The 24733-nt window shown below is 63.9% G+C and carries 25 protein-coding genes; 11 read left to right on the top strand and 14 right to left on the bottom strand.

Annotated elements, in window-relative coordinates; genetic code table 11:
* Nucleotides 1-114 precede the first annotated feature (114 nt).
* On the top strand, nucleotides 115-585 hold the full coding sequence (locus tag V6B08_RS10265; protein WP_341980339.1) for a hypothetical protein: 471 nt from the start codon (nucleotides 115-117) through the stop codon (nucleotides 583-585).
* A gap of 58 nt (nucleotides 586-643) precedes the next feature.
* Here the strand turns inward: V6B08_RS10265 and V6B08_RS10260 are convergent, their stop codons facing one another.
* Both V6B08_RS10260 and def read right to left on the bottom strand, forming a co-directional pair.
* The gene (locus V6B08_RS10260; RefSeq protein WP_341980337.1) at nucleotides 644-1276 is read right to left on the bottom strand and encodes a COQ9 family protein; all 633 of its coding nucleotides are present in this window, start codon (nucleotides 1274-1276) and stop codon (nucleotides 644-646) included.
* A complete protein-coding gene (gene def, locus V6B08_RS10255) occupies nucleotides 1273-1806 on the bottom strand; it encodes a peptide deformylase (protein WP_341980334.1) in 534 nt (177 codons plus the stop codon). Before def ends, V6B08_RS10260 begins: the two co-directional genes overlap by 4 nt.
* Nucleotides 1807-2054: 248 nt before the next feature.
* Between def and rpsU the strand changes: the two genes are divergently transcribed.
* The 5 genes from rpsU to V6B08_RS10230 all read left to right on the top strand — a co-directional run bounded on the left by rpsU (nucleotide 2055) and on the right by V6B08_RS10230 (nucleotide 6381).
* Nucleotides 2055-2264, top strand: a complete 210-nt coding sequence (rpsU, locus tag V6B08_RS10250; protein WP_290979586.1) for a 30S ribosomal protein S21 — start codon at nucleotides 2055-2057, stop codon at nucleotides 2262-2264.
* Nucleotides 2265-2357: 93 nt separating this feature from the next.
* Nucleotides 2358-2702, top strand: coding sequence for a CidA/LrgA family protein (locus V6B08_RS10245; RefSeq protein WP_341980331.1), 345 nt, complete (start codon nucleotides 2358-2360; stop codon nucleotides 2700-2702).
* Nucleotides 2699-3436: an LrgB family protein gene (locus V6B08_RS10240; RefSeq protein WP_341980329.1), complete on the top strand. Its 738-nt coding sequence runs from the start codon at nucleotides 2699-2701 to the stop codon at nucleotides 3434-3436. The genes V6B08_RS10245 and V6B08_RS10240 overlap by 4 nt, the downstream gene beginning before the upstream one ends.
* 309 nt (nucleotides 3437-3745) lie before the next feature.
* Nucleotides 3746-5419, top strand: coding sequence for a sensor histidine kinase (locus V6B08_RS10235; protein WP_341980327.1), 1674 nt, complete (start codon nucleotides 3746-3748; stop codon nucleotides 5417-5419).
* A 5-nt stretch (nucleotides 5420-5424) separates the two neighbouring features.
* Nucleotides 5425-6381, top strand: a complete 957-nt coding sequence (locus V6B08_RS10230) for a nucleoside recognition domain-containing protein (RefSeq protein WP_341980325.1) — start codon at nucleotides 5425-5427, stop codon at nucleotides 6379-6381.
* On the opposite strand, the gene cysG is transcribed toward V6B08_RS10230, so the two are convergent.
* From cysG to V6B08_RS10185, 9 genes are all read right to left on the bottom strand, one after another.
* Nucleotides 6296-7702: a siroheme synthase CysG gene (gene cysG / locus V6B08_RS10225; protein ID WP_341980323.1), complete on the bottom strand. Its 1407-nt coding sequence runs from the start codon at nucleotides 7700-7702 to the stop codon at nucleotides 6296-6298. The two genes, V6B08_RS10230 and cysG, sit on opposite strands and share 86 nt — an antisense overlap.
* Nucleotides 7674-10325 (bottom strand): nitrate reductase, encoded by a 2652-nt coding sequence (locus V6B08_RS10220; RefSeq protein ID WP_341980321.1) that lies wholly within the window; start codon nucleotides 10323-10325, stop codon nucleotides 7674-7676. Before V6B08_RS10220 ends, cysG begins: the two co-directional genes overlap by 29 nt.
* Nucleotide 10326: 1 nt before the next feature.
* On the bottom strand, nucleotides 10327-10671 hold the full coding sequence (gene nirD, locus V6B08_RS10215; protein ID WP_440588800.1) for a nitrite reductase small subunit NirD: 345 nt from the start codon (nucleotides 10669-10671) through the stop codon (nucleotides 10327-10329).
* Nucleotides 10671-13130: a nitrite reductase large subunit NirB gene (nirB, locus tag V6B08_RS10210; RefSeq protein ID WP_341980319.1), complete on the bottom strand. Its 2460-nt coding sequence runs from the start codon at nucleotides 13128-13130 to the stop codon at nucleotides 10671-10673. The genes nirD and nirB overlap by 1 nt, the downstream gene beginning before the upstream one ends.
* 10 nt (nucleotides 13131-13140) lie before the next feature.
* Entirely contained in the window at nucleotides 13141-13941 is an 801-nt protein-coding gene (locus V6B08_RS10205; RefSeq protein WP_341980317.1) for an ABC transporter ATP-binding protein, read from the bottom strand.
* A 13-nt stretch (nucleotides 13942-13954) separates the two neighbouring features.
* A complete protein-coding gene (locus V6B08_RS10200) occupies nucleotides 13955-15274 on the bottom strand; it encodes a CmpA/NrtA family ABC transporter substrate-binding protein (protein ID WP_341980315.1) in 1320 nt (439 codons plus the stop codon).
* 12 nt (nucleotides 15275-15286) lie between these two features.
* Nucleotides 15287-16150 carry a nitrate ABC transporter permease gene (ntrB, locus tag V6B08_RS10195; protein WP_341980313.1) on the bottom strand — a complete coding sequence of 288 codons (864 nt, stop codon included), beginning with the start codon at nucleotides 16148-16150 and terminating at the stop codon, nucleotides 15287-15289.
* 16 nt (nucleotides 16151-16166) lie between these two features.
* Entirely contained in the window at nucleotides 16167-17477 is a 1311-nt protein-coding gene (locus V6B08_RS10190) for a CmpA/NrtA family ABC transporter substrate-binding protein (protein WP_341980311.1), read from the bottom strand.
* Between the two features lie 314 nt (nucleotides 17478-17791).
* Nucleotides 17792-18379: an ANTAR domain-containing response regulator gene (locus V6B08_RS10185; RefSeq protein WP_341980309.1), complete on the bottom strand. Its 588-nt coding sequence runs from the start codon at nucleotides 18377-18379 to the stop codon at nucleotides 17792-17794.
* Between the two features lie 132 nt (nucleotides 18380-18511).
* Between V6B08_RS10185 and V6B08_RS10180 the strand changes: the two genes are divergently transcribed.
* Together V6B08_RS10180 and V6B08_RS10175 are read left to right on the top strand one after the other, a co-directional pair.
* Entirely contained in the window at nucleotides 18512-18967 is a 456-nt protein-coding gene (locus V6B08_RS10180; protein WP_430399048.1) for a YaiI/YqxD family protein, read from the top strand.
* Nucleotides 18964-19212 (top strand): ParB N-terminal domain-containing protein, encoded by a 249-nt coding sequence (locus tag V6B08_RS10175; RefSeq protein ID WP_341980305.1) that lies wholly within the window; start codon nucleotides 18964-18966, stop codon nucleotides 19210-19212. Before V6B08_RS10180 ends, V6B08_RS10175 begins: the two co-directional genes overlap by 4 nt.
* Before the next feature lie 3 nt (nucleotides 19213-19215).
* Here V6B08_RS10175 and V6B08_RS10170 read toward each other — a convergent pair whose 3' ends face one another.
* From V6B08_RS10170 to V6B08_RS10160, 3 genes are read right to left on the bottom strand one after another with little or no spacing between them, the layout of a single operon-like run.
* On the bottom strand, nucleotides 19216-20508 hold the full coding sequence (locus tag V6B08_RS10170) for a TRAP transporter large permease (RefSeq protein ID WP_341980303.1): 1293 nt from the start codon (nucleotides 20506-20508) through the stop codon (nucleotides 19216-19218).
* Entirely contained in the window at nucleotides 20499-21008 is a 510-nt protein-coding gene (locus V6B08_RS10165) for a TRAP transporter small permease (protein ID WP_341980302.1), read from the bottom strand. The genes V6B08_RS10170 and V6B08_RS10165 overlap by 10 nt, the downstream gene beginning before the upstream one ends.
* 5 nt (nucleotides 21009-21013) lie before the next feature.
* Nucleotides 21014-21979, bottom strand: a complete 966-nt coding sequence (locus V6B08_RS10160; RefSeq protein ID WP_341980301.1) for a TRAP transporter substrate-binding protein — start codon at nucleotides 21977-21979, stop codon at nucleotides 21014-21016.
* Between the two features lie 180 nt (nucleotides 21980-22159).
* Here V6B08_RS10160 and V6B08_RS10155 point away from each other — a divergent pair, with 180 nt between their 5' ends.
* From V6B08_RS10155 to V6B08_RS10145, 3 genes are all read left to right on the top strand, one after another.
* A complete protein-coding gene (locus V6B08_RS10155) occupies nucleotides 22160-22888 on the top strand; it encodes a FadR/GntR family transcriptional regulator (RefSeq protein WP_341980299.1) in 729 nt (242 codons plus the stop codon).
* Between the two features lie 115 nt (nucleotides 22889-23003).
* A complete protein-coding gene (locus V6B08_RS10150) occupies nucleotides 23004-23819 on the top strand; it encodes an NAD-dependent epimerase/dehydratase family protein (protein ID WP_341980297.1) in 816 nt (271 codons plus the stop codon).
* A 44-nt stretch (nucleotides 23820-23863) separates the two neighbouring features.
* Nucleotides 23864-24715 carry an amidohydrolase family protein gene (locus V6B08_RS10145; protein WP_341980295.1) on the top strand — a complete coding sequence of 284 codons (852 nt, stop codon included), beginning with the start codon at nucleotides 23864-23866 and terminating at the stop codon, nucleotides 24713-24715.
* Nucleotides 24716-24733 lie beyond the last annotated feature (18 nt).

Raw genomic sequence — 24733 nt, 5'->3', positions numbered from 1 at the left:
TCCCGTTCAACGCGCTATAATTCTGGCGAAATTACACGTTAGGCGACCCAGAATGGTTGCCGGCAGCGCCCTCCCGCCAGAAGGCATGGAGGCAGCGCGCCATCAGGGCCCATCATGGCAACCATTGATACTTCGTCTTCGACCACCACGCTGCAGCAATCGCTGCTGCAGCGTTCCCAGCCTGCCGCTGAGCAATCCTCGGGCAGCGACAACCGCACGGTTGGCGCGCAGACCGGCTCTGCCGTCAATCAGGGTTCGGTGAATGCCGCCACTGAAGCGGCGCAGCGTCCGACCATTGTCGACCAGACCCGACAGCAGGAACGCGGCGGCGATACCCGCGACAACCGGGTGCAGCAGCAGCAGGATAACGGCGGCTTCGATCAGGCCTTCCGCCTCGACATCCGTTCGCCCCAGGGTAACCAGGCGGCACAGGGCGCCGCAAATGATCGCCAGCAGCCGGCCGGTGGCCGCGCCCAGGAAGATCAGAATCAGAATGGCGTGCCGTTCAGCTTCAGCGCCAATGGCGCGGTGAACACGTCGAGCAACCCGAACCAGGCCGGCCAGCGGCTGAGCCTTTCGGTATAAGCATTCCGCAGGAATGAAAAAGCCCCGCTCCGGCGGGGCTTTTTTTATGCTCGCCAGATTACGCCCGCTTGAACAGACGCAATGGATTCGGCAGGCGCTCGGCCAGGGTTTCGAGCTTGCCGCGAGCCTTCTGGATCTGCATCACGTTGTCGATGCGGCGCAGCAGAAAGGCACGGGTGACGCTGAAATCCTCGCTCTTGTCGTCGAGCCATACCAGCAGCGTCGAGGAATACACGCCCGCCAGCAGGGCACGCTTGGTGTAGAAGTTGAAATCCGTCGACCTGTCGCCGGCGGCATACCAGATCGCATCCACGGTGCGGTAAAGCTGCGCGAGAAAACGCGGCGCCAGATGCGGCTGCATCGCCAGCGTCATGGCGCGGCGCACCGCCTCGCGATGCGGCGCCACCAGTTCGAAACGCAGCATCACCGCCAGCGCCACGCGCTCGCGGATCTTCAGCGCGCCGCCCTCGCGCGCCTCGTAGGCTTCGATCATGGCGCGGTCGGTTTCGCGCACCCAGAAATCCAGGGCTTCCAGCGCGCCGCCGGGAAAAGCCCGGCTGACCAGGCCGGCATCCATGCCGATCGACTCCGCACCGGCCTTCAGCGCCGCCATGCTCCAGCCATCGAAGGCGACATTGGGCAACATCGCGTCGAGCAGGGCTCGCTTCTCGGTTTCCAGATGCTCGCTCATTCCTCTTGCTCCTCGGGCTTCAGCGCCTGACGGTGGCGCAATTCGCTCTCGAATACCAGATCGCGCAGATCCTGCATGCGCTGCGGATAGAGTATGCCATCGAGATGGTCAAATTCATGCTGCACGACACGGGCGTGCCAGCCCTCCACTTCGCGCTCCAGCCGCCCGCCATCGGGCAGGATGCCGGCATAGCGGATGCGGGTGTAACGCGGTACCAGACCGCGCAGGCCCGGCACCGAGAGGCAGCCTTCCCAGGCCATGTCCTGCGCGTCGTCCAGCTTCTCCCAGGTCGGGTTGATCAGCCGCACCAGTTCGCGCTTGCCCGCGGCATCGGGCGGGGTGATGAACACCGCCACGCGCAGCCCGACATGCACCTGCGGCGCCGCCAGGCCCTGTCCTGGGGCGTCGAACATGGTTTCCACCATGTCGTCCACCAGTTGCAGCACCTCGGGCGCCAGAGGATCGGGAACCTCGGCGGCCGGCTGGGCCAGAATCGGATGCCCCATGCGGGCGATTTTCAGGATGGCCATGGCCGGAATCTAGGGCAAAGCCGGCCAAGGAGCGAGGGACAGGCTGCCGCAGAAGCCGGCATTAGCCGGTAAACCGCGAAAAAACCTCATAAAAAAGCGACTATCCGGGGGTAAAACCCGCTTCACAAGGCAAATCGGGCATGGTACAAGCCCAACCTCGCTGGCGTGCCCCCGGCCCCGGCCACGGAATTTGATAGCTACAGTTTCTGCCTTGGACGGCGGAAAACGACTGAAAGGAAATATCAGACGTGCAAGTGCTCGTTCGTGACAACAATGTCGACCAGGCTCTGAAGGCGCTGAAGAAGAAGATGCAGCGCGAAGGTATTTTCCGTGAGATGAAGCTGCGCGGCCATTACGAGAAGCCCTCGGAGCGCCGCGCCCGCGAGAAGGCCGAGGCGATCCGCCGCGCCCGCAAGCTGGCCCGCAAGCGCGCCCAGCGCGAAGGCACCGCTGCCTAAGGCAGCCGCTCCTAGTATATCAGTATTGCGCGCATAGCTGCGCTGCAGGAAAAGCCGCCCAACCGGGCGGCTTTTTTCGTTTAAGCTTGCCGCATGGTTCCTGCCCTTACCCTGTTGCTCGGTTGCCAGCTTGTCGGCGAACTGATCGTGCGCGCCCTCGGCCTGCCGATACCGGGGCCGGTGCTCGGCATGGCGCTGCTGTTCGCCCTGCTGCTGAGGCGCGGCACTACCTGGGCGCCACTCGGTCAGGCCGCGGATTTCCTGCTCAAGCATCTTTCGCTGCTGTTCGTGCCGGCCGGCGTCGGCGTGGTGCAGCATTGGGAATTGTTGCAGGCCCGGCTGCTGCCGCTGGCCGTGACCCTGGTGGCTTCCACCCTGCTCGCCATACTCGCCGCCGCCGGTGCGTTCGTGCTGGTGCAGCGCTGGCTACGCAAATGAGCAGTGTTGGGTCGATGAGCCGCGTCGGCGATATCTGGGTCTATCTCTCGGCGCAGCCGCTGCTGTGGCTGACCCTGACGCTCGCCGCCTATGCCTTCGCAAGCTGGTTCGCGGAACGCTGCAACCATGCGCCGCTGGCCAACCCGGTGGGCTTGAGCGTGGCGCTGCTGATCCCGGTGCTGCTGCTCACCGGCACGCCTTACAGCCGCTATTTCGAAGGCGCGCAGTTCGTGCATTTCCTGCTCGGGCCAACCACGGTGGCCTTGGCCGTGCCGCTCTATCGCCATCGCGACATGGTGCGCCGCGCCGCCGCACCGATGGCGGCGGCATTGCTGGTCGGTGCCGTGGTCGCCGCCGGCTCGGCCATCCTGATCGGCCGTGCCTTCGGGCTGGATGCGGGCCTGCTCGCCGCGCTGGCGCCGAAATCGGCCACCGCGCCGATTGCCATGGGCATCGCCGAAAGCCTGGGCGGCCTGCCATCGCTGACCGCCGCCATGGTGATCCTCACCGGGCTGTGCGGCGCCCTGCTCGGACCGCTGCTGCTGCGCCGAATCGCACGTGGCAACGATGCCGCCTTCGGTCTGGCGCTGGGGCTTTCCGCCCATGGCATCGGCACCGCACGCGCCTTCCAGCACAGCGATGCCGCCGGCAGTTTCGCCGGCATTGCGCTCGGCCTCACCGGCCTGCTCACCGCTTTGCTCGTACCGCTGCTGTGGGGAATACTGGCGCCCTGAACGGCGCTGGCATAGACTCTAGGGTCCGAACCCGTTGGGGATGGTCCGGGATTGGTCTGGGAAGGTCGCCGGTTAGGAGCAAATCGCAGCGCGTAGTGGGGCTACGGGCAAGATTTGCGACGACATCCGGCGACCTTCCCAGACCAACCCTTGCGGGCGCTGTGATTTTCTTGCCTGGCGTTGTCGAAAACCCTCACCGATGCCCCACATCGCTTTCGGCTTTTCTCCTAGCCAGGCAAGAAAATCACAGCGTCACGGGCCATCCCCAACGGGTTCGGACCCTAGTCAAAATGTCTCGGGAGCATGCCGGTGGGGCACGCCGACCTATTGTTGCAGGGCCTGGATTACCTGAACCAGGGGATTAGCGTTTTCGACCGCGACCTGCGGCTGGTCGCCTGCAACCGACGCTATGCCGAACTCTACGACTTCCCGGATGAACTCTGCCGCCCCGGTACACCCGTAGATGCGATCTATCGCTTCAATGCCGAACGCGGCGAATACGGCCCCGGTGATGTGGAACAGATGGTTCAGGAGCGCGTCGCACTGGCGTTGCGTTTCCTGCCGCACCGGCTGGAACGCGCGCGCACCAACGGCACCGTGCTGGATATCCGCGGCACGCCGCTGCCCGGCGGCGGCTGGGTTACCACCTATACCGACATTACCGAGCGCCGCCGCGCCGAGGATGCGCTGCGCCAGGCCCGCGACGAACTGGAAAACACGGTCGTCCGCCGCACCCAGGATCTGGCGTTGCGCGAGGCCGAATTGCTGCGCAAGAACCGCATGCTGGACGTCATCGTCAGCAACATGAGCCACGGCATTTCCCTTTTCGACCAGAACCTGGATCTGGTGCTGTGCAACAAGCGGATGATGGACATTCTCGATCTGCCGGAAGATCTGATGCGTCCCGGCACGCCGATCGCGGCGCAATACCGCTTCAATGCCGAGCGCGGCGAATACGGCCCCGGCGATATCGATGAACTTGTGGCGCAGCGGATGCAACTGGCACAGCGTTTCGAGGCGCATCGGCTGCAGCGCGTGCGGCCCGATGGCCGCGTCGTCGAGGTAATCGGCACGCCGGTACCGGGCATCGGCTTCGTCACCACCTATTCCGATATCACCGAACTGCGCCGCGCCCAGGACCAGTTGCGCGATGTGGCGGAAAGCCTGGAGCGCCGCGTGGGCGAGCGCACCGAAGCCTTGACCCGCGAAGTGGACGAGCGCCGCCGCGCCGAGCGCGAACTGCGCCGCGCCAAGGAAATGGCGGAAGTGGCGAACCGCGCCAAGAGTACCTTCCTGGCCAATATGAGCCACGAATTCCGCACGCCGCTGAATGCCATCATCGGCTTTTCCGAAATGCTGGCGGCGCGCTATTTCGGCGAGCTGAACGAGAAGCAGCAATCCTATGTCGAGGATATCCACAAATCCGGCCGGCATCTGCTGCAACTCATCAACGATGTGCTCGACCTCGCCAAGATCGAAGCTGGCAAGATGGAGCCGCATCCCTCGCCGCTCGAAATCGACAATGCCGTGGCCGATTGCCTTGATCTGATCCGTCCTGATGCAGCCAAGGCCGGCGTTACCTTGAGTTCGGAAGTGCCGCAGACCTTGCCGCTGCTGCTGGCGGATGAGCGCATGCTGCGTCAGATGCTGCTCAACCTGCTGAGCAACGCGGTGAAATTCACCCCCTCCGGCGGCCGCATCCATCTTGCCGCCCAGGCGCAGCCGGGACAGATCCGCATCAGTGTTGCCGATAGCGGCATCGGCATGGCGCCGGGCGATATCAAGATCGCGCTCGAACCTTTCGGCCAGGTATATGACGGTGCCCGCAGCGGCCCGCTCAGCCGTGGCCAGGCCGGCACCGGGCTTGGCCTGCCGCTGGTGAAATCGCTGATCGAACTGCATGGCGGGCGGCTCGAAATCGAAAGCCGCAAGGGCGAAGGCACCACCGCCACACTGGTTTTCCCCATGGCTACGGTGCGCTGACGGCCATGCTTGATTACACGCTGACCATGCTGCGGCGCAGCCGCCGGCTGTTCCTCGATCTGGTGAAGGTGATGCTGCCGGTGATGCTGGCCGTCAAAGTCGCCGAGGAACTGGGCCTGATCGAGCGCGCGGCGCAGAGCCTGGACCCGATCACCCGCGCGGTCGGCCTGCCGGTGGAAGCCGGCATCGTCTGGGTGACAACCGCGCTGGTCGGCATGTATGGCGGTGTCGGTGCCCTGGTCGGCCTTGCCGGTCATATGCAGGTAAGCGTGGCGCAGCTCTCCGCCCTCGCCGCCATGATGCTGTTCGCCCATTCGCTGCCCGTCGAGCAGGCCATCGTGCGCCGCGCTGGTGCCAGCTTCTGGCTCACGACGTTGCTGCGGATCGGCACGGGCCTCGCCTATGGCTGGGCGATTGTCGCGGTCTCAAACGCTACCGGCTGGCTCGCCGAGCCCGCCGATCTCTCGCGCATCGCCAGCAGCGGCGGCGATGGAGAGGCCGGCTGGCTCGCCTGGACCTGGGGTACAGTGCAGAGCTTCGCGCTGATCTTCGCCATCATCCTGCTATTGCTGCTGCTGCTCGACCTGCTCGACCGCAGCGGTATTACCCAACGCATCACCCGCATGCTGGAGCCGCTGCTGCGCGTCTCTGGCCTCGATGCCCAGGCGGCACCGGTCACCACTGTCGGCGTGCTGCTGGGCCTCACCTATGGCGGCGGCCTGATCATCGAACAGGCGCGCGAGCAGAATATTCCGCCGCGCCCGCGCTTCCTGGCATTAGCCTGGCTGTCGCTGAGCCATGGCCTGATCGAGGACACGTTGCTGATGCTGGCGATGGGCGGCGACCTGATGGTGATCCTGGTCGGCCGCCTGCTGCTTACGCTGCTGATCGTGGCTGCGCTGGCGAAGCTGCTGGCTGTGCTGCCGGATCGGCAGGTAACGCGCTGGTTCGCGCCCCCTTGAATACCGCGCCAATGCCGAGCAGCAGCGGCGCGCCATCGTTCATGTCCAAGCCCTGATGCAGATCGTCCAGGCGACCGCACCAGCGGCGCGCATCGGGGCGCGACACATTGCTGAGCGCCACCACCGGCAGGTCTGCCGGCATGCCTTCGGCGATCAGCTTTGCCGCGATCTCCGGTGCGGTGCGACCGCCCATGTAGAAGATCAGCGTGGTTTCCGGGTCGGCGAGGCCGCGCCAGTCGAGGCCTTCGGGCAGGCTGCCCTGGCGTGAATGGCCGGTGACGAAACGCACCGAATGCGCCGCCTGCCGATGGGTCAGCGACACGCCAAGCTCGGACGCCGCCGCCAGCGCCGTGGTGATGCCCGGCACCACGCGCACGCTGATGCCGGCAGCCTGCAATGCCTCGATCTCCTCGCCGGCGCGGCCGAAAATCATCGGGTCGCCGGATTTCAGCCGCACCACGCGTTTGCCCTGGCGGGCCAGCTTGATCATCAGCGCGTTGATATCGTCCTGCTTGCAGGAGGCCCGCTTGCCGCGCTTTCCCACCATCATCCGCTTCGCTTCGCGCCGCGCCAGCTCCAGCACATCGTCGGAAACCAGATCGTCGAACAGGATCACATCGGCAGACTGCAGCGCGCGCATCGCCTTGAGCGTGAGCAATTCGGCATCGCCCGGCCCGGCACCAACCAGGGCGACCTCGCCCATGACGCGGCCAGCCGGATCGGCCAAGGCCAGCAGGCTTTCCGCCTGCGCTTCCTCGGCGGGGCGATTGAAGGCGTGATCGGCGAAGCGTTCCCAGAAGCCGCGCCGCGCCGCCTTGTCGGGCAGCAGCGCCGCCAGCCGGCCCCGGATCGCCTTGGCAGCCGCTGCCCAAGCGCCGAGCGCCAGCGGCAAGGCGGTTTCGATACGGCGGCGGATCGCCTGCGCCAGCACCGGCGCCGCACCATCGGTGGAAATGCCGATCACCACCGGCGAACGGTTGACGATGGCGCCGAACTGCACATCGCAGAAAGCCGGCTTGTCGATGATGCAGCAAAGCGCGCCGGCCGCGCGGCAGGCAGCTTGCAGGGCGGCGGCTTCGTCGAGATCATCGATATCCGCGACCACGAGAACGGCATTGGCGAAATCCGCTGCGTGCCAGCTTTCCAGTCGCAGCAGGTCGGCACCGGCGGCCTGCAGCAATTCCGCTTTCCAGTCCGCCGCCTCGCTCATCCCCACGACCACGGCACGGCGGCCATGCAGATCGAAGAACAGCGGCAGGCGGGCCAGCGGCGCGATGCGCGCCGGTTCGGCCTCAGCCGGCTTTCTGGATACGGGTGCCATCGATCAGCCTCCGGATTTCGCTGCGGCAGGAGCCGCAATTCGTGCCAGCCTTGAGCGCGGCGCCGACCGCTTCGACATCGGCACAGCCTTGCCCGATAGCCGCGACGATCTGGTTGACGCCGATTTCAAAACAGGCGCAGACGATGGCGCCACGCTCCGGCCGGTCGGCACCGGCGCGGCCAGCCAGCAGCCGCAGCCGCGCGGCGGCGTCCTGCGCTTCCTCTTCCAGCCTTTCGGCGGCCCAGGCGCGCGATACCGCCACCGGTTCCGGCGCCACGAACAGCGCACCAAGCAACTTGCCCGCCTTGAAGGCCGCGAAACGATGCCGGCCGCCGGCGACATCGCGATAGGCCAGCATCTCCACATCATCGCCCGCCGTGAAATCATCAGCCGCGAACAGGCGGCGCGCATAGGCATCCCAATCATCCGGCAGGGCGGCATCGGCGAGTTCGACACGCCAGCCGGCCTTGGCCGGCGCCAGCGCCCAGTATTCCGCCTCCAGCACCGCCGGCCGTTCGGCCAGCACGGCAAAGCCATACCAGGCGGCCTGATACGGCTTGGCTTCGGCGATGGTGTATTTCAGTTCCGGCTGGCCGGAGAGCGCATCGCGATGCGGCGCGATCAGGGCATCGACGCGGCCGCGCGACGCCAACTGATCGGTCCAGTGCAGCGGCACGAAGACCGAGCCGCGCTGCTGCTCCGGCGTCACCAGGGCACGGGCGATGACATGGCCGCGTTCGCTTTCCAGCCGCACCAGCGAAGCCGGTGCGATGCCGCGCGCCGCCGCGTCGTCAGGATGCAGCTCGACGAATGGCTCGGCGATGTGACTCATCAGCCGCGCCGTCTTGGCGGTGCGTGTCATGGTATGCCACTGGTCGCGCACCCGGCCAGTATTGAGGATCAGCGGATAGCGGTCGTCCGGCTGGCTGGCCGGCGGCACATAGACCGTGGGCAGCAGCCGCGCGCGGCCATCGGGCGTGTAGAAGCGGCCATCGCCGAAAAACCGCGCCGGCCCCCATTGCAGCGGCGCCAGGGCGTCATAGGCTTCCGGCGTGATGCCGCTTAAATGCGACAGGTCGAAATCGCGGCTGCCGGCATTATTATGGCCGGAGAGCGCGGCATGTTCGGCGAAGATGCTGGCGGCATTCTCATAGGCGAAAGCCGCGCCCCAGCCCATGCGGCGTGCCACCTCGGCGAAGATCCACCAGTCCGGCTTCGCCTCTCCCGGCAGCGACAGGAAGCCGCGCTGGCGCGAAACCCGGCGTTCGGAATTGGTGACGGTGCCGTCCTTTTCGCCCCAGGCGGCGGCCGGCAGCAGCAGATGTGCCAGCGCCGCCGTATCGGTGTGCCGCGTGACATCGGAGACCACGACGAAATCGCAAGCTTTAAGGGCATCGCGCACCGCATCGGCATCCGGCATGGAATCGACTGGATTTGTGCCGGCGATCCACACCGCCCGCACCTTGCCCTCGCGCACCGCCTGGAACAGATCGACTGCCTTCAAGCCCTGCTTCGCGGCCATCGCCGGCGACTGCCAGAAACCCTGCACCAGCGCGCGATGCGTCGGGTTGTCTATCTCCATATGCGCGGCAAGCTGGTTGGCGAGACCGCCGACCTCGCGCCCGCCCATGGCATTGGGCTGGCCGGTGATCGAGAATGGCCCCTGCCCTGGCTTGCCGATGCGGCCGGTATAGAGATGGCAATTCAGAATCGCATTGACCTTGTCGACGCCATGGCTGGACTGGTTGACGCCCTGGCTGAAACCGGTGATCACCTTCTCGGTGCGCGCGAACAGCGTATAGAAATCGAGCAACATGGCGCGGCTCAAGCCCGTGGCGCTGACCGCCGCATCGATGCCAGCCTCGCGCGCGACTTTCAGGGCCGCCTCGGCGCCGCCGGTATGATCGCCAAGAAAGCCGGCATCGGCCCGGCCATCGGCTTCCAGATAGGCCAGCAGGCCATTGAACAGCGCGACATCCGAACCCGGCGCCAACGGCAGATGCAGGTCGGCGAATTGCGCCGTCATGGTGCGGCGCGGGTCGATCACCACCACGCGCATCTGCGGCCGTTCCGCCTTGGCCGCCGCCAGCCGCTGAAACAGCACCGGATGGCACCAGGCAAGATTGGAGCCGACCAGCACCACGAGATCGGCAAGCTCCAGATCCTCGTAATTCACCGGCACTGTGTCGCTGCCAAAGGCACGCTTATGGCCAACCACGGCGGACGCCATGCAGAGCCGCGAATTGGTGTCGATGTTGGCTGAGCCGATATAGCCCTTCATCAGCTTGTTGGCGACGTAGTAATCCTCCGTCAGCAACTGGCCCGAGACATAGAAGGCCACCGCCTCCGGGCCATATTCATCGATCACCTGGGTGAAGCGCGCGGCGGCATGATCCAGGGCCGCATCCCAGCCGATGCGTTCGCCGTGCAGTTCCGGATACAGCAGCCGGTCATCCAGGCTGAGCGTTTCGGCGAGCGCCGAGCCTTTGGAGCAGAGGCGACCGAAATTGGCCGGATGCTCCGGGTCGCCACGCAGCGACACCGCGCCGTTTGTGTCGTCCCGCGTGACGATCACGCCGCACCCGACGCCGCAATAGGGGCAGGTGGTGCGGGTTTCCGTCATCTCAGGCGGCGCGGGAGATAAGCGCGGAAAGGCCAAGCAGGATACGGCCACCCTGCAGCTTCACCGGCACGGTGCGGGCACAGCCCTCATCGGCACCCTGGGCCTTGCCGGTTTCCAGGCTGATCAGCCAATTGTGCAGCGGGCAGTTAACCGCATGACCCTGCACAATGCCCTGGCTCAGCGGGCCGCCCTTGTGCGGGCAACGGTCTTCCAGCGCGAAGATGCTGTCATCCATGGCGCGGAACACCGCGATGTCGCCCACCGGCGATTTGACCACGCGAGCGCCCCGGCGCGGAATTTCTTCGATGCCGCCAATTTCAACCCATTCATCCTGCATCATTGTCATCACGCCACCTCGCGCACGGTGAGATCGGCCATCGGCTTGAATTCATGCGCCTGGGCGCCGGCAACGCGCTCGGCCCAGGGATCGATCTGCGCGAAGGTCTGGGAGAACACGAAACGGGCATTCAGTTCGCGCCGCCGCGCCGCATCCTCGATGATCTGCTGCTTGATGCTGTCCAGCCCGACGCGATGCACCCATTTATGGATACGGTCGAGATAATGCGCCTGCTCGCGATAGAGCTGCATCAGGGCGCCGGTATATTCCAGCACCTCCGCCTCGCTCTCCAGCTTGCAGAACAGGATGGTCTGCTTCACTTCCAGGCCGGCGGCACCGGCGATATGCAGCTCATAGCCGGAATCGACGCAGATGATGCCGATATCCTTCACCGTCGCTTCCGAGCAATTGCGCGGGCAGCCGGAGACGCCCATCTTCACCTTGTGCGGGGTCCAGGAACCCCAGGTGTATTTCTCCAGCTTGATGCCGAGGCCGGTGGAATCCTGGGTGCCGAAACGGCACCACTCGGTGCCGACGCAGGTTTTCACTGTGCGCAGGCCCTTGGCATAGGCATGGCCGGAAACCATACCGGCGGCATTGAGATCGGCCCACACGCCGGGCAGGTCTTGCTTCTTCACGCCGAGCAGGTCGATACGCTGGCCACCCGTCACCTTCACCGTCGGGATATTGTACTTCTCGGCGACATCGGCGATGGCACGCAGTTCCTTGGCCGAGGTGACGCCGCCCCACATGCGCGGCACCACCGAATAGGTGCCATCCTTCTGGATATTGGCATGGGCGCGTTCGTTGATGAAACGCGATTGGCTGTCATCGGCATATTCGCCAGGCCAAGTGGCGAGCAGGTAGAAATTCAGTGCCGGACGGCATTTCGAGCAGCCGCAGGAGGTTTTCCATTCCAGTTCCTGCATCACCGCCGGCATCGACTTGAGGCCCTTGGCGACGATCAGGCGGCGCACATCGTCATGGCCCAGATCGGTGCAGCCGCACATCGCCTTCACGGTGGCCGGCTGGTAGCCATCGCCGAGCGTGAAGCCGATCAGCTTTTCCACCAGACCGGTGCAGGAGCCGCAGGAGGCCGATGCCTTGGTATGGGCCCGCACCTGATCCAGGCTGGTCAGGTTCTTTTCCGTGATCGCTGCGACGATCTTGCCCTTGCATACGCCGTTACAGCCGCAGATCTCTGCCTCATCCGGCAAGGCTGCAACGGCCGCCATAGGGTCCAGCGGGCTGCCTCCCGCATAGCCCTGGCCGAAGATCAACGTCTCGCGCAGATCAGCAATATCCTTGCCCTCGCGCAGCAACTGGAAGAACCAGGCGCCATCCTCGGTATCGCCGTAGAGCACGGCACCGATGATGCGGCTGTCCTTCAGCACCAGCCGCTTGTAGACGCCACGGCTGGCATCGCGCAGCACGATTTCCTCGCGGTCCTTGGCCTCGGCGAAATCGCCGGCGGAATAGAGGCTGATGCCGGTGACTTTCAGCTTGGTGGCGGTGACCGAGCCGGTATAGGCGGCTTCCTCGCCGATCAGCGTGCGGGCCAGCACGCCGGCCATCTCATAGAGCGGCGCGACCAGGCCATAGGTGGCGCCGCGATGCTCGACGCATTCGCCAAGCGCAAAGATATGCGGATCCGACGTGCGCATCTGGTCGTCCACCACGATGCCGCGATTGACGGTCAGCCCGGCTTCCTTGGCCAGGGTGCCATTCGGCCGGATGCCCACCGCCATCACCACCAGATCGGCCGGCAGCACCGTGCCGTCCTCCAGTTCCACGCCCTCGACCTTCTTTTCGCCGAGAATGGCCTTGGTATTGGCGCCGGTATGCACGGTGATGCCGCGCGCCTCGATGGCTTTCTTCAACAGGTAGCCAGCGGATTGATCGAGTTGCCGCTCCATCAGCGTCGGCATCAGATGCACCACGCTGACCTGCATGCCCTGCTCGGCCAGACCCGCCGCGGCCTCCAGGCCCAGCAGGCCGCCGCCGATCACCACGGCCTTGCCGCGCGCCTTGGCGGCCAGGATCATGGCATCGACATCGTCGAGATCGCGGTAGCTCAGCACACCGGGCAGCTTGTGGCCCGGCACCGGAATGATGAACGGCACCGAACCGGTGGCGATCACAAGCTTGTCGTAGGATTCGACAAGGCCGTTATCGGTGCTGATCGTTTTGGCAGCCGGATCAATACTGGTAACGCGCGTGCCCTTATGCAGGGTGACGCCGTTCTGGATATACCAGCCATCGCCATGAATCACGATCTGCTCATAGGTCTTCTCGCCCGAGAGCACCGGCGACAGCATGATGCGGTCGTAATTCACGCGCGGTTCGGCGTTGAAAATGGTGACCGCGTAGCGGCCCGGCGCCTTCTCGAACAGATTCTCCAGCATGCGGCCCGGCGCCATGCCGTTGCCGATGATGACCAGCCGCTCCGGTTTTGAATTCCCCGTCATCGCCCTGGCCTCAGGCCGCATGCGTGGCCGGCGCACGATGCCGGGCATAGAGGAAGTTCATGATCTCCTTGCGGCAGCGGTTGTATTCCGGGTCGCTGACCATGGCGAGGCGATTGCGCGGACGCGGCAGGTTGACATTCAGCACCTCGCCGATGGTTGCCGCCGGGCCGTTTGTCATCATCACCACGCGGTCGGACAGCAGCACGGCTTCATCCACATCATGGGTGATCATGATCACGGTGTTCTGCAGCTTTGCCTGCAACTCCATGACCGTATCTTGCAACGTCGCGCGGGTGAGCGCATCAAGCGCGCCAAAGGGTTCGTCCAGCAGCAGCACCTTCGGCTCCATGGCCAGCGCGCGGGCGATGCCGACGCGCTGCTTCATGCCGCCGGAGATTTCATGCGGCCGCTTCTCCAGCGCATGATCCATGCCGACCAGGGCGAGATTATGCTTGGTCCATTCATCGCGCTCCGCCGCCGACTTGGCCTTGCGGTGCACCTTGTCCACTGCCAGGCGGACATTGTCGTAGACCGTCAGCCAGGGCAGCAGCGAATGGTTCTGAAACACCACGGCGCGATCCGGACCGGGATCGTTCACTTCCTTGCCCTGCAGCAGCACACCGCCCGTGGTGGCGCGCAACAGGCCGGCAACGATATTGAGCAGGGTCGACTTGCCGCAGCCGGAATGGCCGATCAGCGCAACGAATTCACCCTGCTTGATCTGCAGGTTGATCTCGCGCAACGCCACGAAGGTTCCGTTGGCACCCTTGAAGCTCATGCCGACATCGTCGAAGGCAAGATAAGTGGACATGGGGCAACTCCTGTCAGCGGTTGGCCGGCAAACGGCGGGGAGAGGCATTGGCGGCAGCATCGGCCTCGCGGCGCAGGCCGATAGCCTGGGAACGCGCCGAGGAGACATAGCTGCCATCGAAGAAGAGATCCGGCCCCATCGGGATCGGGGCACTGGCCTGAGCGAGCTGCCAGGGGCCGGCATGCAGGCCTTCCGGCTTGCGGTCGATCAGCGGGAAAGGCTTGTCCAGCGCGGCGGCGGCTTCGCGGTAGAGATCGGTGCGGTAGACCTGATCGGCCAGCGCCGCGATATCGGTGGCCGGATCGATCAGATTCCAGCGCCGCATTTCGCTCAAATACCATTCCGCCTGGCTACGCCAGGGGAAATTCGCCGTGTAGCGGCTGAAGACATGGAAATCCGGCATATGCTCCGGATTGGTATCGAGGCCATAGCGCACGATGCCGAGCATGCCGAGCCGGATGGCTTCCGCCGCATGGCTGCCGACATAGGCATCGCGCGCCATGATATCGACGCCCTCAAGCCGGTTCTCCGGCTTATCCAGCCATTCGCCGGCCTCGATCAGCGCCATCAGCATGGCCTTATGCGCATTGGGATTGCGCTCGACCCAATCGCGGTTGGCGCCAACCACCTTTTCCATGCGGTTGTTCCAGATCTCGTAGCCGGAAATCAGGATGCGGCCGACGCCACGCAGCACGGCCAGGGTGTTCCAGGGATCGCCGACGCAGAAGCCGTCGATCTCGCCGGCACCGAGGCGGTCGGTCATCTGCGGCGGCGGCACCACCACCAGGTTGACATCGCGGTCCGGATCGATACCGGCGGCAGCGAGCCAGTAGCGGAGCTGGATCTGGTGCGAAGAATACGGCCACACGGTGGCGAAGGTGAGCGGCGGCTTGCCGGCCTTGCGGTCCTGGTTGATCAGACGGCGCAACGCATTGGCGCTTTCGGCCCGGCTATGCTGCAAGCTCGGCTCGATGGCAACGAGGCGATCCCACAGCTTGGCGGAAATGGTGACGGCGTTGCCGTTCAGCGCCAGCACGAACGAGGTGATCTGCGGCTTCTTCCAACCGCCGGCGCCCAACGTGGCGGCGAGCGGCATCGGCGCCAGCATATGCGCCGCATCCAGCGCACCGAGCGCCACCTTGTCGCGGATATTGGCCCAGGAGGGCTCCCGCACCAGTTCGACTTTCAGGCCGTGCTGGGCGAAGAAGCCTTTTTCCTGGGCAACGAACAGCGCCGCGCTGTCGGAAAGAGCAATGAAGCCGATACGCATCGTGAGGGGAGCCGCCGCATTGGCGACTGCCGCACGCTTGCTCTTCTTCGGACGCGGCGCCATACGTGTTCCCCGTTACTGCTGGGAGTAGCCGCCGACGCGGCTGCCGATGAAGCCGATCAGGCGGTCGAGCATGAAGCCGACCAGACCGACATAGATGAGCGCCAGGATGATCTCGCTGATCAGCGAGGAGTTCCAGGCATCCCAGATGAAGAAGCCGATACCGACGCCGCCAATCAGCATTTCAGCGGCAACGATGGCGAGCCAGGACAGGCCGATGCCGATCTTGAGGCCAGTGAACATGAACGGCACGGTCGCCGGCAGCATCACCTTGAAGAAGAACTCGAAGCCATTGAGTTGCAGCACCTTGGCGACATTGCAGTAATCCTGCGGAATATTGCGGATACCGACGGCGGTGTTGAGGATGATCGGCCAGATCGCGGTGATGGCGATAACGAAGATTGCCGACGGATCGGCATGGCGGAAAGCCGCCAGCGACAGCGGCAGCCAGGCCAGCGGCGGCACCGTGCGCAGTACCTGGAAGATCGGATCGAGGCCGCGGAAAGCCAGGGTCGACTGGCCGATCAGCACACCAAGCGCGATGCCAATCACGGCGGCCAGCGAGAAACCGATGGCGACGCGCTTGAGGCTGGAGGCAATATGCCAGAACAGGCCCTTGTCCAGGTTGCCCTTGTCGAAGAACGGATCGACGATCAGCATCCAGGTTTCGTCCAGCACCTTGGTCGGCGGCGGCAAGGTGGCGCCGGGCGAGGAGCAGGCGATCTGCCAGATGCCGAGCAGCAGCGCGAGGAACAGCACCGGCGGCAACACGCGTGCGGCGATATGCTTGGCGCCTGCCGTCAGTTTCGGCAGCAGGGTGACGCGCCAGTCGCGGCCCTCATACGTGAGGGCCGCTTTGTCGATGCTTTCCATTTTCATGGCCATGCTTTCCTGATCAGGCGACGCGGGAAATGGCGAGGCTCTTGAGATACGCAGCCGGATCGGCCGGATCGAACACCTTGCCATCAAAGAAGGTTTCCTTGCCGCGCGAGGTGGAGGCCGGAATATCAGCCGCCGCCACGCCCAGCGTCTTGGCCGCATCGCGCCACAGATCCTCGCGGTTCACCTGGCCGATCAGCGCCTTGGTGTCGGTATCGGCGGGCAAGTAGCCCCAGCGCATATTCTCGGTGAGGAACCAGAGTTCATGGCTCTGGAACGGATAGGAAGCGTAGTCGCGCCAGAATTTCATCACCAGCGGGCTATCCAGGCCAACCTTTACCTTGCGGCCGCCATCGCCGTAATCGATATCACCGGTCTGACGGTTGAGGATGTCTTCCACCGGCACCTTGAACCAGTCGCGACCGCCGACGATCTTGCACAGCTCGGCCTTGTTCTCCATCTTGTCGGACCACATCTGGGCTTCCATCACCGCCATCAAAATCGCCTTGGCGGCCTTCGGGTTCTTCTCCACCCAATCGGCGCGCAGGCTGAGCGACTTTTCGGGGTGATCCTTCCACAACTCGCCGGTGGTGAGCGCGGTGAAGCCGATCTTCTGGTGCACAAGCTGCGAATTCCACGGCTCGCCGACACAGAAGGCTTCCATGGTGTTCACCTTCATGTTCGCTACCATCTGCGGCGGCGGCACCACGATGGTGGAAACATCCTTCTCCGGATCGATACCGTTGGCGGCCAGCCAATAGCGGATCCACATGTCATGGGTGCCGCCGGGGAAGGTCATGGCGCACTTGATGTCCTTGCCTTCCGCCTTGGCCTTCTTGAAGGCAGCGCCGAGTGCCTTGGCATCGGTGGTGACGCCCATATTGGCGTAGGTGTTCGACACCGAGATCGACTGACCGTTGGTGTTGAGCCGCGCCAGCATCGCCATCGGAATCTTGGTCTTGGTGATCTTGCCGACCGTGATCAGGTAGGGCATCGGCGTCAGGATATGCGCGCCGGTGATGCCGCCGCCGGCTTCGCCGAGTTCGATATTGTCACGCGTGGCGCCCCAGGAAGCCTGCTTGTCGATCACCATGTCGGGCACGCCATACTTGGCGAAAAAGCCCTTTTCCTTGGCGATGATCAGCGGCGAGGCATCGGTGAGCGCGATATAGCCGAGCTTGGCGCCCTTCACTTCCGGGCCCGCTGCCTGTGCGAAAGCACCCGCCGGCAAAGCCAGCTTCGCAGACGCGAACAAAGCCGCCGCGCCCGCCGCCCCCTTGAACACCTGACGCCGGTTCACACCCTTCTTGCCAATCGTGCCACGCATGTCGAAGCCTCCTGCTGGTTGTCCGTTGCGTTGCCACTTGTGCTCGCGGCAACAAAAAAGGCGCCCTCCGATGCAGGTGATCCGAAGCCAAAAAGGCCCGGAGCCGCATCGCAGGACGCCATTGTCCGATCATATGAACCTGCTGCGCCGTTGCAGCAGGTGGTCGGGATTAACAAAGCATGAAGCGTGCCAAGTCGCAGAATCAGTTAAATTGGCGGTTTTCCGCTGCACCACGACGAAAGTCGAAGGGGGTGTGACTCTGCTGCACTGCACACAAAACAGGCGAAGCCTGCACGCGCACTATGCAGACGGGCTCAATCCTTCTTCAGTAGATCAGCGAAAGCGAGCAGTGTTTCGGCCACATCGACAAGGCGCTGCTGCCGGTCCATGGCGAGCTTGCGGAGCGCGGCATAGGCCTCCTCCTCGCTCAGCTTCTTCTCGCGCATCAGCATGCCCTTGGCGCGCTCGATCAGCTTGCGCTCATGCAGCGTCGCCTTGGTCTTCTTCAGTTCATCGCGCAACGCCTGGAATTCACGGAAGCGCGCGATGGCAACATCGAGGATCGGCTTCACCCGCTTCACGTTCAGACCGTCGATGATATAGGCCGAAACGCCAGCCTGCATGGCCTGTTCGATCATGCCGACATCGGACTGATCGACGAACATAACGATGGGACGCGGCTGGTCGTCGTTGATCTGTCGCATGCTGTCGATGGTGTCGCGGCTGGGCGAATCCATGTCGACGATCACCACATCGGGAGCAATCTCGGCGACGCGGCGCGCACTCAGTTCGCGTGGCGCCATGCGTGCCACCAGTTCATAGCCCTGAGCCCGCAACGCCTCGTTCAATACCGCGGCCCGTTCCGGGTTCTCGTCGATCAGAAGGATACGCAAACCACTCACAATGCTTCACCCAAGTCAGGCTTTATGCCTTACAGACTAGCAATTCGCATACCAAAGCGGCAAAGTCGCACCATTGCCGCTGTTAATTTGCGCTAACCCGTTGACGGTGCTTGGGGGATAATGCCGACCGCAATCGAGATACTGGTGGATGCCGATGCCTGCCCGGTGAAGGCGGAGATATTCAAGGTGGCAGAACGCCATGGCATCGGCGTGCAGGTGGTGGCGAACAGCTTCATCAATCTGCCGCGCGTGCCATGGATCCGCCTGGAGCAGGTGGCGGAAGGCCTAGATGTGGCTGATGACTGGATCGCCGCCCGCGCCAATCCTGCCAGCATCGTGATCACCGCCGACATTCCGCTCGCCGCGCGCTGCGTCAAGACCGGCGCCACCGTGCTGGCCCCCACAGGAAAGGCATTCGACGAAAACAACATCGGCATGGCGCTGGCCACCCGCAACCTGATGACCGACCTGCGTTCGGCCGGCGAAGCCACCCGTGGCCCGCGGCCCTTCTCGGCTAAAGACCGCTCGACCTTCCTTTCCGCGCTGCATGAGGCCATCCTGCGGCTGCACCGGAGATTACCCGCATGATGAAGCCCGTACCGATCCCGCTCGCGAAAATCTACGTGCCGCAGAAATTCAAAGGCACGCTGGAACCGGCCAAGATGGAAGCCCTGGCCGACGATATCGTGCAGAACGGCCTGCAGATACCAATCCAGGTGCGTGTCGACAAGGACCGCTATGTGCTGGTGGCCGGGCTGCACCGGCTGGAAGCCTTCCGCTTCCTTGGCGAAGCGGCGATCCCGGCCCTGGTGGTGGCGGCGCGCAAGTTCTAGAACCTAGTGCTTGCCACCCAGAAATAGATCCGGCAGCCAGAGCGAAAAGCCCGGCACATAGGTGACGAGGAATAGCGCGGCGATCAGTGCGCCGTAGAACGGCCAGATCGTGCGCATGACATGGCCGATGCTGACTTCGCCGATGGCGCAGCCGACGAATTGCGTGGTGCCGACCGGCGGCGTGTTGAGGCCGAGTGCGCAGTTGATCAGCATCAGCATACCGAACTGCACCGGCCCCATGCCGTATTGAATGCAGATCGGCAGGAAGATCGGCGTGCAGATCAGGATCGTCGCCGCCATATCCAGGAAAGTGCCGAGCACGAACAGGATGACATTCACCAGCAGGAAGATCACCCAGGGCGAGGTGGAAATGCTGGAGAGTGCCTTGCCGGTAAGCTCGGCGGCTTCGTACAGGCTGATCAGATAGCCAAAGGTGTTCGACACGCCGATCAGCAGCAGCACGATGCCGGTGGTTTTCACCGCCTTGGCCGCCGCCTTCACCAGATGCGCCCAGGTGAGCGAGCGGTAGACCAGGCTGGCGAGCAGGATGGCGTAGATCACCGCCACCGCCGCTGCTTCCGTGGCGGTGAAGATGCCCTGCAGGATGCCGAACAGGATGATGACAATGATGAACAGGCCAGGAATGGCGGCGGCGGCCGACCGCGCCACCTGGTGCCAGCCGGGAAATATGCCGGCCGGATAGCCTCGCTTGATCGCCACCAGATAGGCCGCCACCAGCATGCAGAGTGTAAGCAGTGCTGCGGGAATAAGCCCGGCCAGGATCAGCGCCGCAATCGATACCTTGCCGCCCGCCGCCAGCGAATAGATGATCATGTTGTGGCTGGTAGGCATCAGCGCGCCCACCAGCGAGGCATGGGTGGTGACGTTGACGGCATAGTCGGCGTCATACCCCTCCTTCTTCATCATCGGGATCATCACCGCGCCCATGGCCGAGACATCGGCCACCGGCGAGCCGGAAACACCGCCGAATAGCGTGCAGGCAACCACATTCGACATGCCCAGCCCGCCACGGATATGGCCGATGGCATCCTTGGCGAAACGCACGATGCGGTCGGCGACGCCGCCATAGAGCATCAATTCGCCGGCAAAGATGAAGAACGGAATGGCGAGGAAGGAAAAGATGTTCATTCCTGCTGCCATGCGCTGGAACACCACGGCCAGCGGCAGGCCCTCGTAGAGAATGGTCGCCACCGCCGAGAGGCCGATGGAGAAAGCGACCGGTACGCCGAGGATGAGAAAGCCGAAGAAGCTGACGGCCAGAATCGTCAATGCCATGCCGGACGCACCTTCTCGCCCGCCAGGAGCGCCAGGATATGTTCAATCGAGAACAGCACGATCAGCCCGCCGGCGAGGCTCAACGACACATGGTTGATGCCTTCCGGCAGGCCGAGATTGGGAATCTTGTAGGGCATCACGGAAGCCGCCAGTTCGCCAGCATGCCAGGCCATAGCGATGCCGAAACAGGCCACCAGGACATGGATCAGGATTTCGACCCAGATCCGGTGCGCTTCGGGGAGCAGCATGGCGAGGAGCGATTCCAGGCCGATATGGCCAGCATCGCGCACGCCAACTGCCGCGCCAAGCATGGTGACATAGAGGATCAGCACCAGCGCCAGACTTTCCGCCCAGGTCGGCGTGTCGTTCAGCACATAGCGGCCAAAGACCTGCAACGCCACCACGCCGACGATGGCGAACAGGCCGCATACCGCCACGATCATGCACAGGCGCGCAACCGTGGCGTTGAGCGGCGTGATGAAACGCAGCAAACCCAGCATTTGGCTCAGTCGATGGCCTGGATGCGCTTCACCAGATCCTGCAGCTTGGCATCCGCCGCGAACTTGGCATAGACCGGCTGCATGGCAGTGGCGAAAGCCTTCTTGTCAACATCGGTGAGTATCTTGGCGCCGCCGGCAGTGACGGTTTTCTCCGCCGCCGCCTCGCGGTCGTCCCACAATTTCCGCATCACTGGCACGGAATCCTTCGCCGCCTGTCGGATGATGTCGCGCTCATTCACCGGCAGGCCATCCCAGACCCGCTTGGAGAACACCAGCAGTTCCGGCGCCATCGAATGTTCGGTGATCGAATAGGTCTGCGCCACTTCATAATGCCGCGAGGATTCATAGGACGGCCAGTTATTCTCTGCACCATCCACCACGCCGGTTTTCAGCGCGGTATAGACCTCGGCATAGGGCAGCGGCGTGGCATTGGCACCCAGCGCCTGCATCATCGCCACCCACATATCCGATTGCTGCACGCGGATCTTCATGCCCTTCATGTCTTCCACGGTCTTGATCTGCTTCTTGGTGGTGTAGAAGCTGCGCGAGCCGCTGTCGTAGAAGGCCAGGCCGATGAAGCCCTGGGCTTCCAGCGCCTTGAGGATGTCGTCGCCCACGGCGCCATCCAGCACCTTGCGCATATGCGCCTTCGACTTGAACACGAAGGGCAGCGCCGGCACGTTGGTTTCCGGCACGATGTTGTTGAAGGCGGAAATGTTGACGCGCACCATGTCGAGCGCGCCGATCTTGGTCTGCTCGATCGTGTCCTTCTCCGAACCGAGCACGCTCTGGCCGAACACCTTCACGCTATGCTTGCCGGTGGTGCGCTCGTTGATCAGCTTGCCCATATGCACCACCGCCTGAACGGTGGGGTAATCCATGGGATGAACATCGGATGAGCGGAATTCCTTGGCAGTCGCACCCGTGGCAGCCAGCGCCGCGAGGACCGCGGCGGCAATAAGCTTGTGCATGATTTCCTCCTGTTGCACGCCGGTCTGGTTCTGCTGAGTCGCCGGCATATTGTTGTGTCATCATACAAGTGATCGCCGGCAGGCCGTCAAGAATTTTAGTAAAACCAACTAAAACGTATACGATGACTTTACACGCACCCCCACTTGTCATACAAGTTAGCCAGTCATTCGGAGGATATCGTGACGGCTCTGCGCCGACGAGAAACCCTGACCTCGCAGCTCACCCGCACCCTCACCGGGCGGATCGCCCAGGGCATGCTGAAACCCGGCGACAAGCTGCCAAGCGAGCAGGAACTGATCGGAGAATTCGGCGTCAGCCGAACCGTGGTGCGCGAGGCGATTTCGTCGCTGCGCGCCGCCGGCATGGTCACGACGCAGCAGGGTGTCGGCGCCTTCGTGCAGGCCGATGCCCTCACCCAGCCCTTCCGCATCGATGAAGCCAATCTCGACCTGCTGAAGGAAGTGATCAGTGTGCTGGAACTGCGTATCGCGCTGGAGGCGGAGGCCTGCGCGCTGGCGGCACAAAGGCGCGGCGAGGCGCATCTGGAGGCGATGCGCGTGGCGCTCGACCGCATGGAGGCCGCCATCGCGGCATCCGAGGATGCCGTGGCGCCGGATCTCGATTTCCACCGCACCATCGCCGAAGCCACCGGCAACGCGCATTTCACGCATCTATTCAGCTATCTCGGCGCGCTGATGATTCCGCGTACCCGGCTGCAAACCTTCCGCTTCTTCGCCGACGACCGCAGCGAATATCTCAGCCGCGTCAACCGCGAGCATGAAGACATCTATCAGGCGATACTGCGCCAGGACAGCGACGCCGCCCGCTCGGCGATGCGGCTGCACCTGAGCAACAGCCGCGAGCGGCTGCGCAAGGCGATGGAACAGAGTGCCGCCAGTCCGCCATAGCCTTAGCCCAAGTCAGCCAGGCTGACGCCGCTGGTGGATTGCCCGGAAGAAGACATACTATGCCGCAAGCCCTGACCGAAAAAATGGGGCGGCAATAACTGGGGAGTGAAAACCGATGAAGCGCGTTCTGCTCACAGGCGCCGCCGGCGGCATCGGCAGCCGCCTGCGCCCGTTGCTCAAGCCGCTCTACCCCGAGCTGATTTTAAGCGACATCAAGGCGCCGGCCGACCTTGGGCCAGACGAACGCTTCATCGCCGCCGATCTGGCCGATGCCGCCGCCGTGGAAAAAGCCTGCGCGGGCGTGGATGGCATCGTGCATCTGGGCGGCTTTTCCGTGGAAGGGCCGTGGGACACCATCCTCAACGCAAATATCATCGGCTGCTACAACCTGTTTGAAGCCGCGCGGCGCCAGGGTGTGCAGCGCGTGGTCTTCGCCTCCTCCAACCATGTGATGGGTTTCCACCCGCGCCAGCGGAAAATCGGCATCGAGGCCGTGCCGCTGCCCGATACGCGCTATGGCCTGTCCAAGTTGTTTGGCGAGGGCCTCGGCTCGCTCTATGCCCACAAGCATGGCCTGGGCGTGCTGAGCATCCGCATCGGCAATTTCGGCGACAAGCCGATCGACGAGCGCCGCCTGGCGATCTGGCTGAAACCCGCCGACCTGGTGCAGCTCATCTGCATCGGCCTGGAAAAGCCCGGCCTGGTCTATGAAGTCGTCTATGGCATGTCGGATAACAAGCGCGCCTGGTGGGATAACGGCCATGCCTTGAGCCTCGGCTACAGGCCGGAAGGCCAGTCCGAGGCTTTCGCGGCGGAAGCGCTGGAAGCGCAGAAAGCCCTCCCCGCCGATCCCATCGGCGATTATTTCCAGGGCGGCAGCCCGTTCTGCTCCCAGGAATTCTCCAGCGATCTCGCCCGTCTGAAGAAGTAGGCGCGTGAAGAAGTAGCCGCACATATAGTATCGGGGTTGCGACCATGACCTATACCCGTGTCTTCACCGGCCCGAAGCCGAAGCTTGTGATGCCCAAGGGCGCCTGCGACAGCCATATCCATTTCTATTCCGACAGCTACACGGCTTTGCCGAACACGCCGACGCCGCCGGCAGTGGGCGTGGCCGAATATCGCCAGGTGATGGACTGGCTGGGCATCGAGCGCGTGATCGTGGTGCAGGCCAATGCCTATGGCGACGACAACCGCCTGGCGATGGATTGCACCGCCGAGCTTGGCCTGGAGCGCGCCCGCGCCGTGGTGGTGGTGAAACCCGGCGTGAATGATGCCGAACTTGAACGCCTGACCAAGGGCGGTGCACGCGGGCTGCGCACCATGAACCTCTATGGCGGCATGCTGCGGCTGGACGTGGCCGAGCAAATGGCCAACCGCATCGCACCGTTCGGCTGGAGCATCCTGCTGCAATTGAATGGCCGTGAATTACCTGAGCATGAAGCGATGATCCGCCGCCTGCCCTGCAAGGTGATCATCGACCATGTCGGCAAGTTCATCGATCCGGTGCCGGTGGACCATCCTTCCTTCCAATGCCTGCTGCGCTTGGTGGATACCGGCAATGTCTGGGTCAAGCTGGCCGGCGTGTATGAGACCTCGAAGGCCGGCAAGCCGCGCTACGAGGATGTCGGCGCCCTGGCCTCTGCCCTGGTGCGGCACGCGCCCGAGCGCATGATCTGGGCCAGCAACTTCCCCCATGCCCAGGCCGACAAGTTCGGCTATCCCGACGAAGCCAAACTGCTCGACCTGATGCTGGAATGGGCGCCGAACGAAGCCGACCGGCGGCGCATCTTCGTCGACAACCCGGCGGAAATATACGGCTTCTAGTTTAGCGTGTCGCTCAAG

It is taken from the genome of Ferrovibrio sp. MS7, from assembly GCF_038404985.1.
Taxonomy (GTDB): domain Bacteria; phylum Pseudomonadota; class Alphaproteobacteria; order Ferrovibrionales; family Ferrovibrionaceae; genus Ferrovibrio; species Ferrovibrio plantarum.
This window is presented reverse-complemented; position numbering and strand designations above follow the sequence as displayed.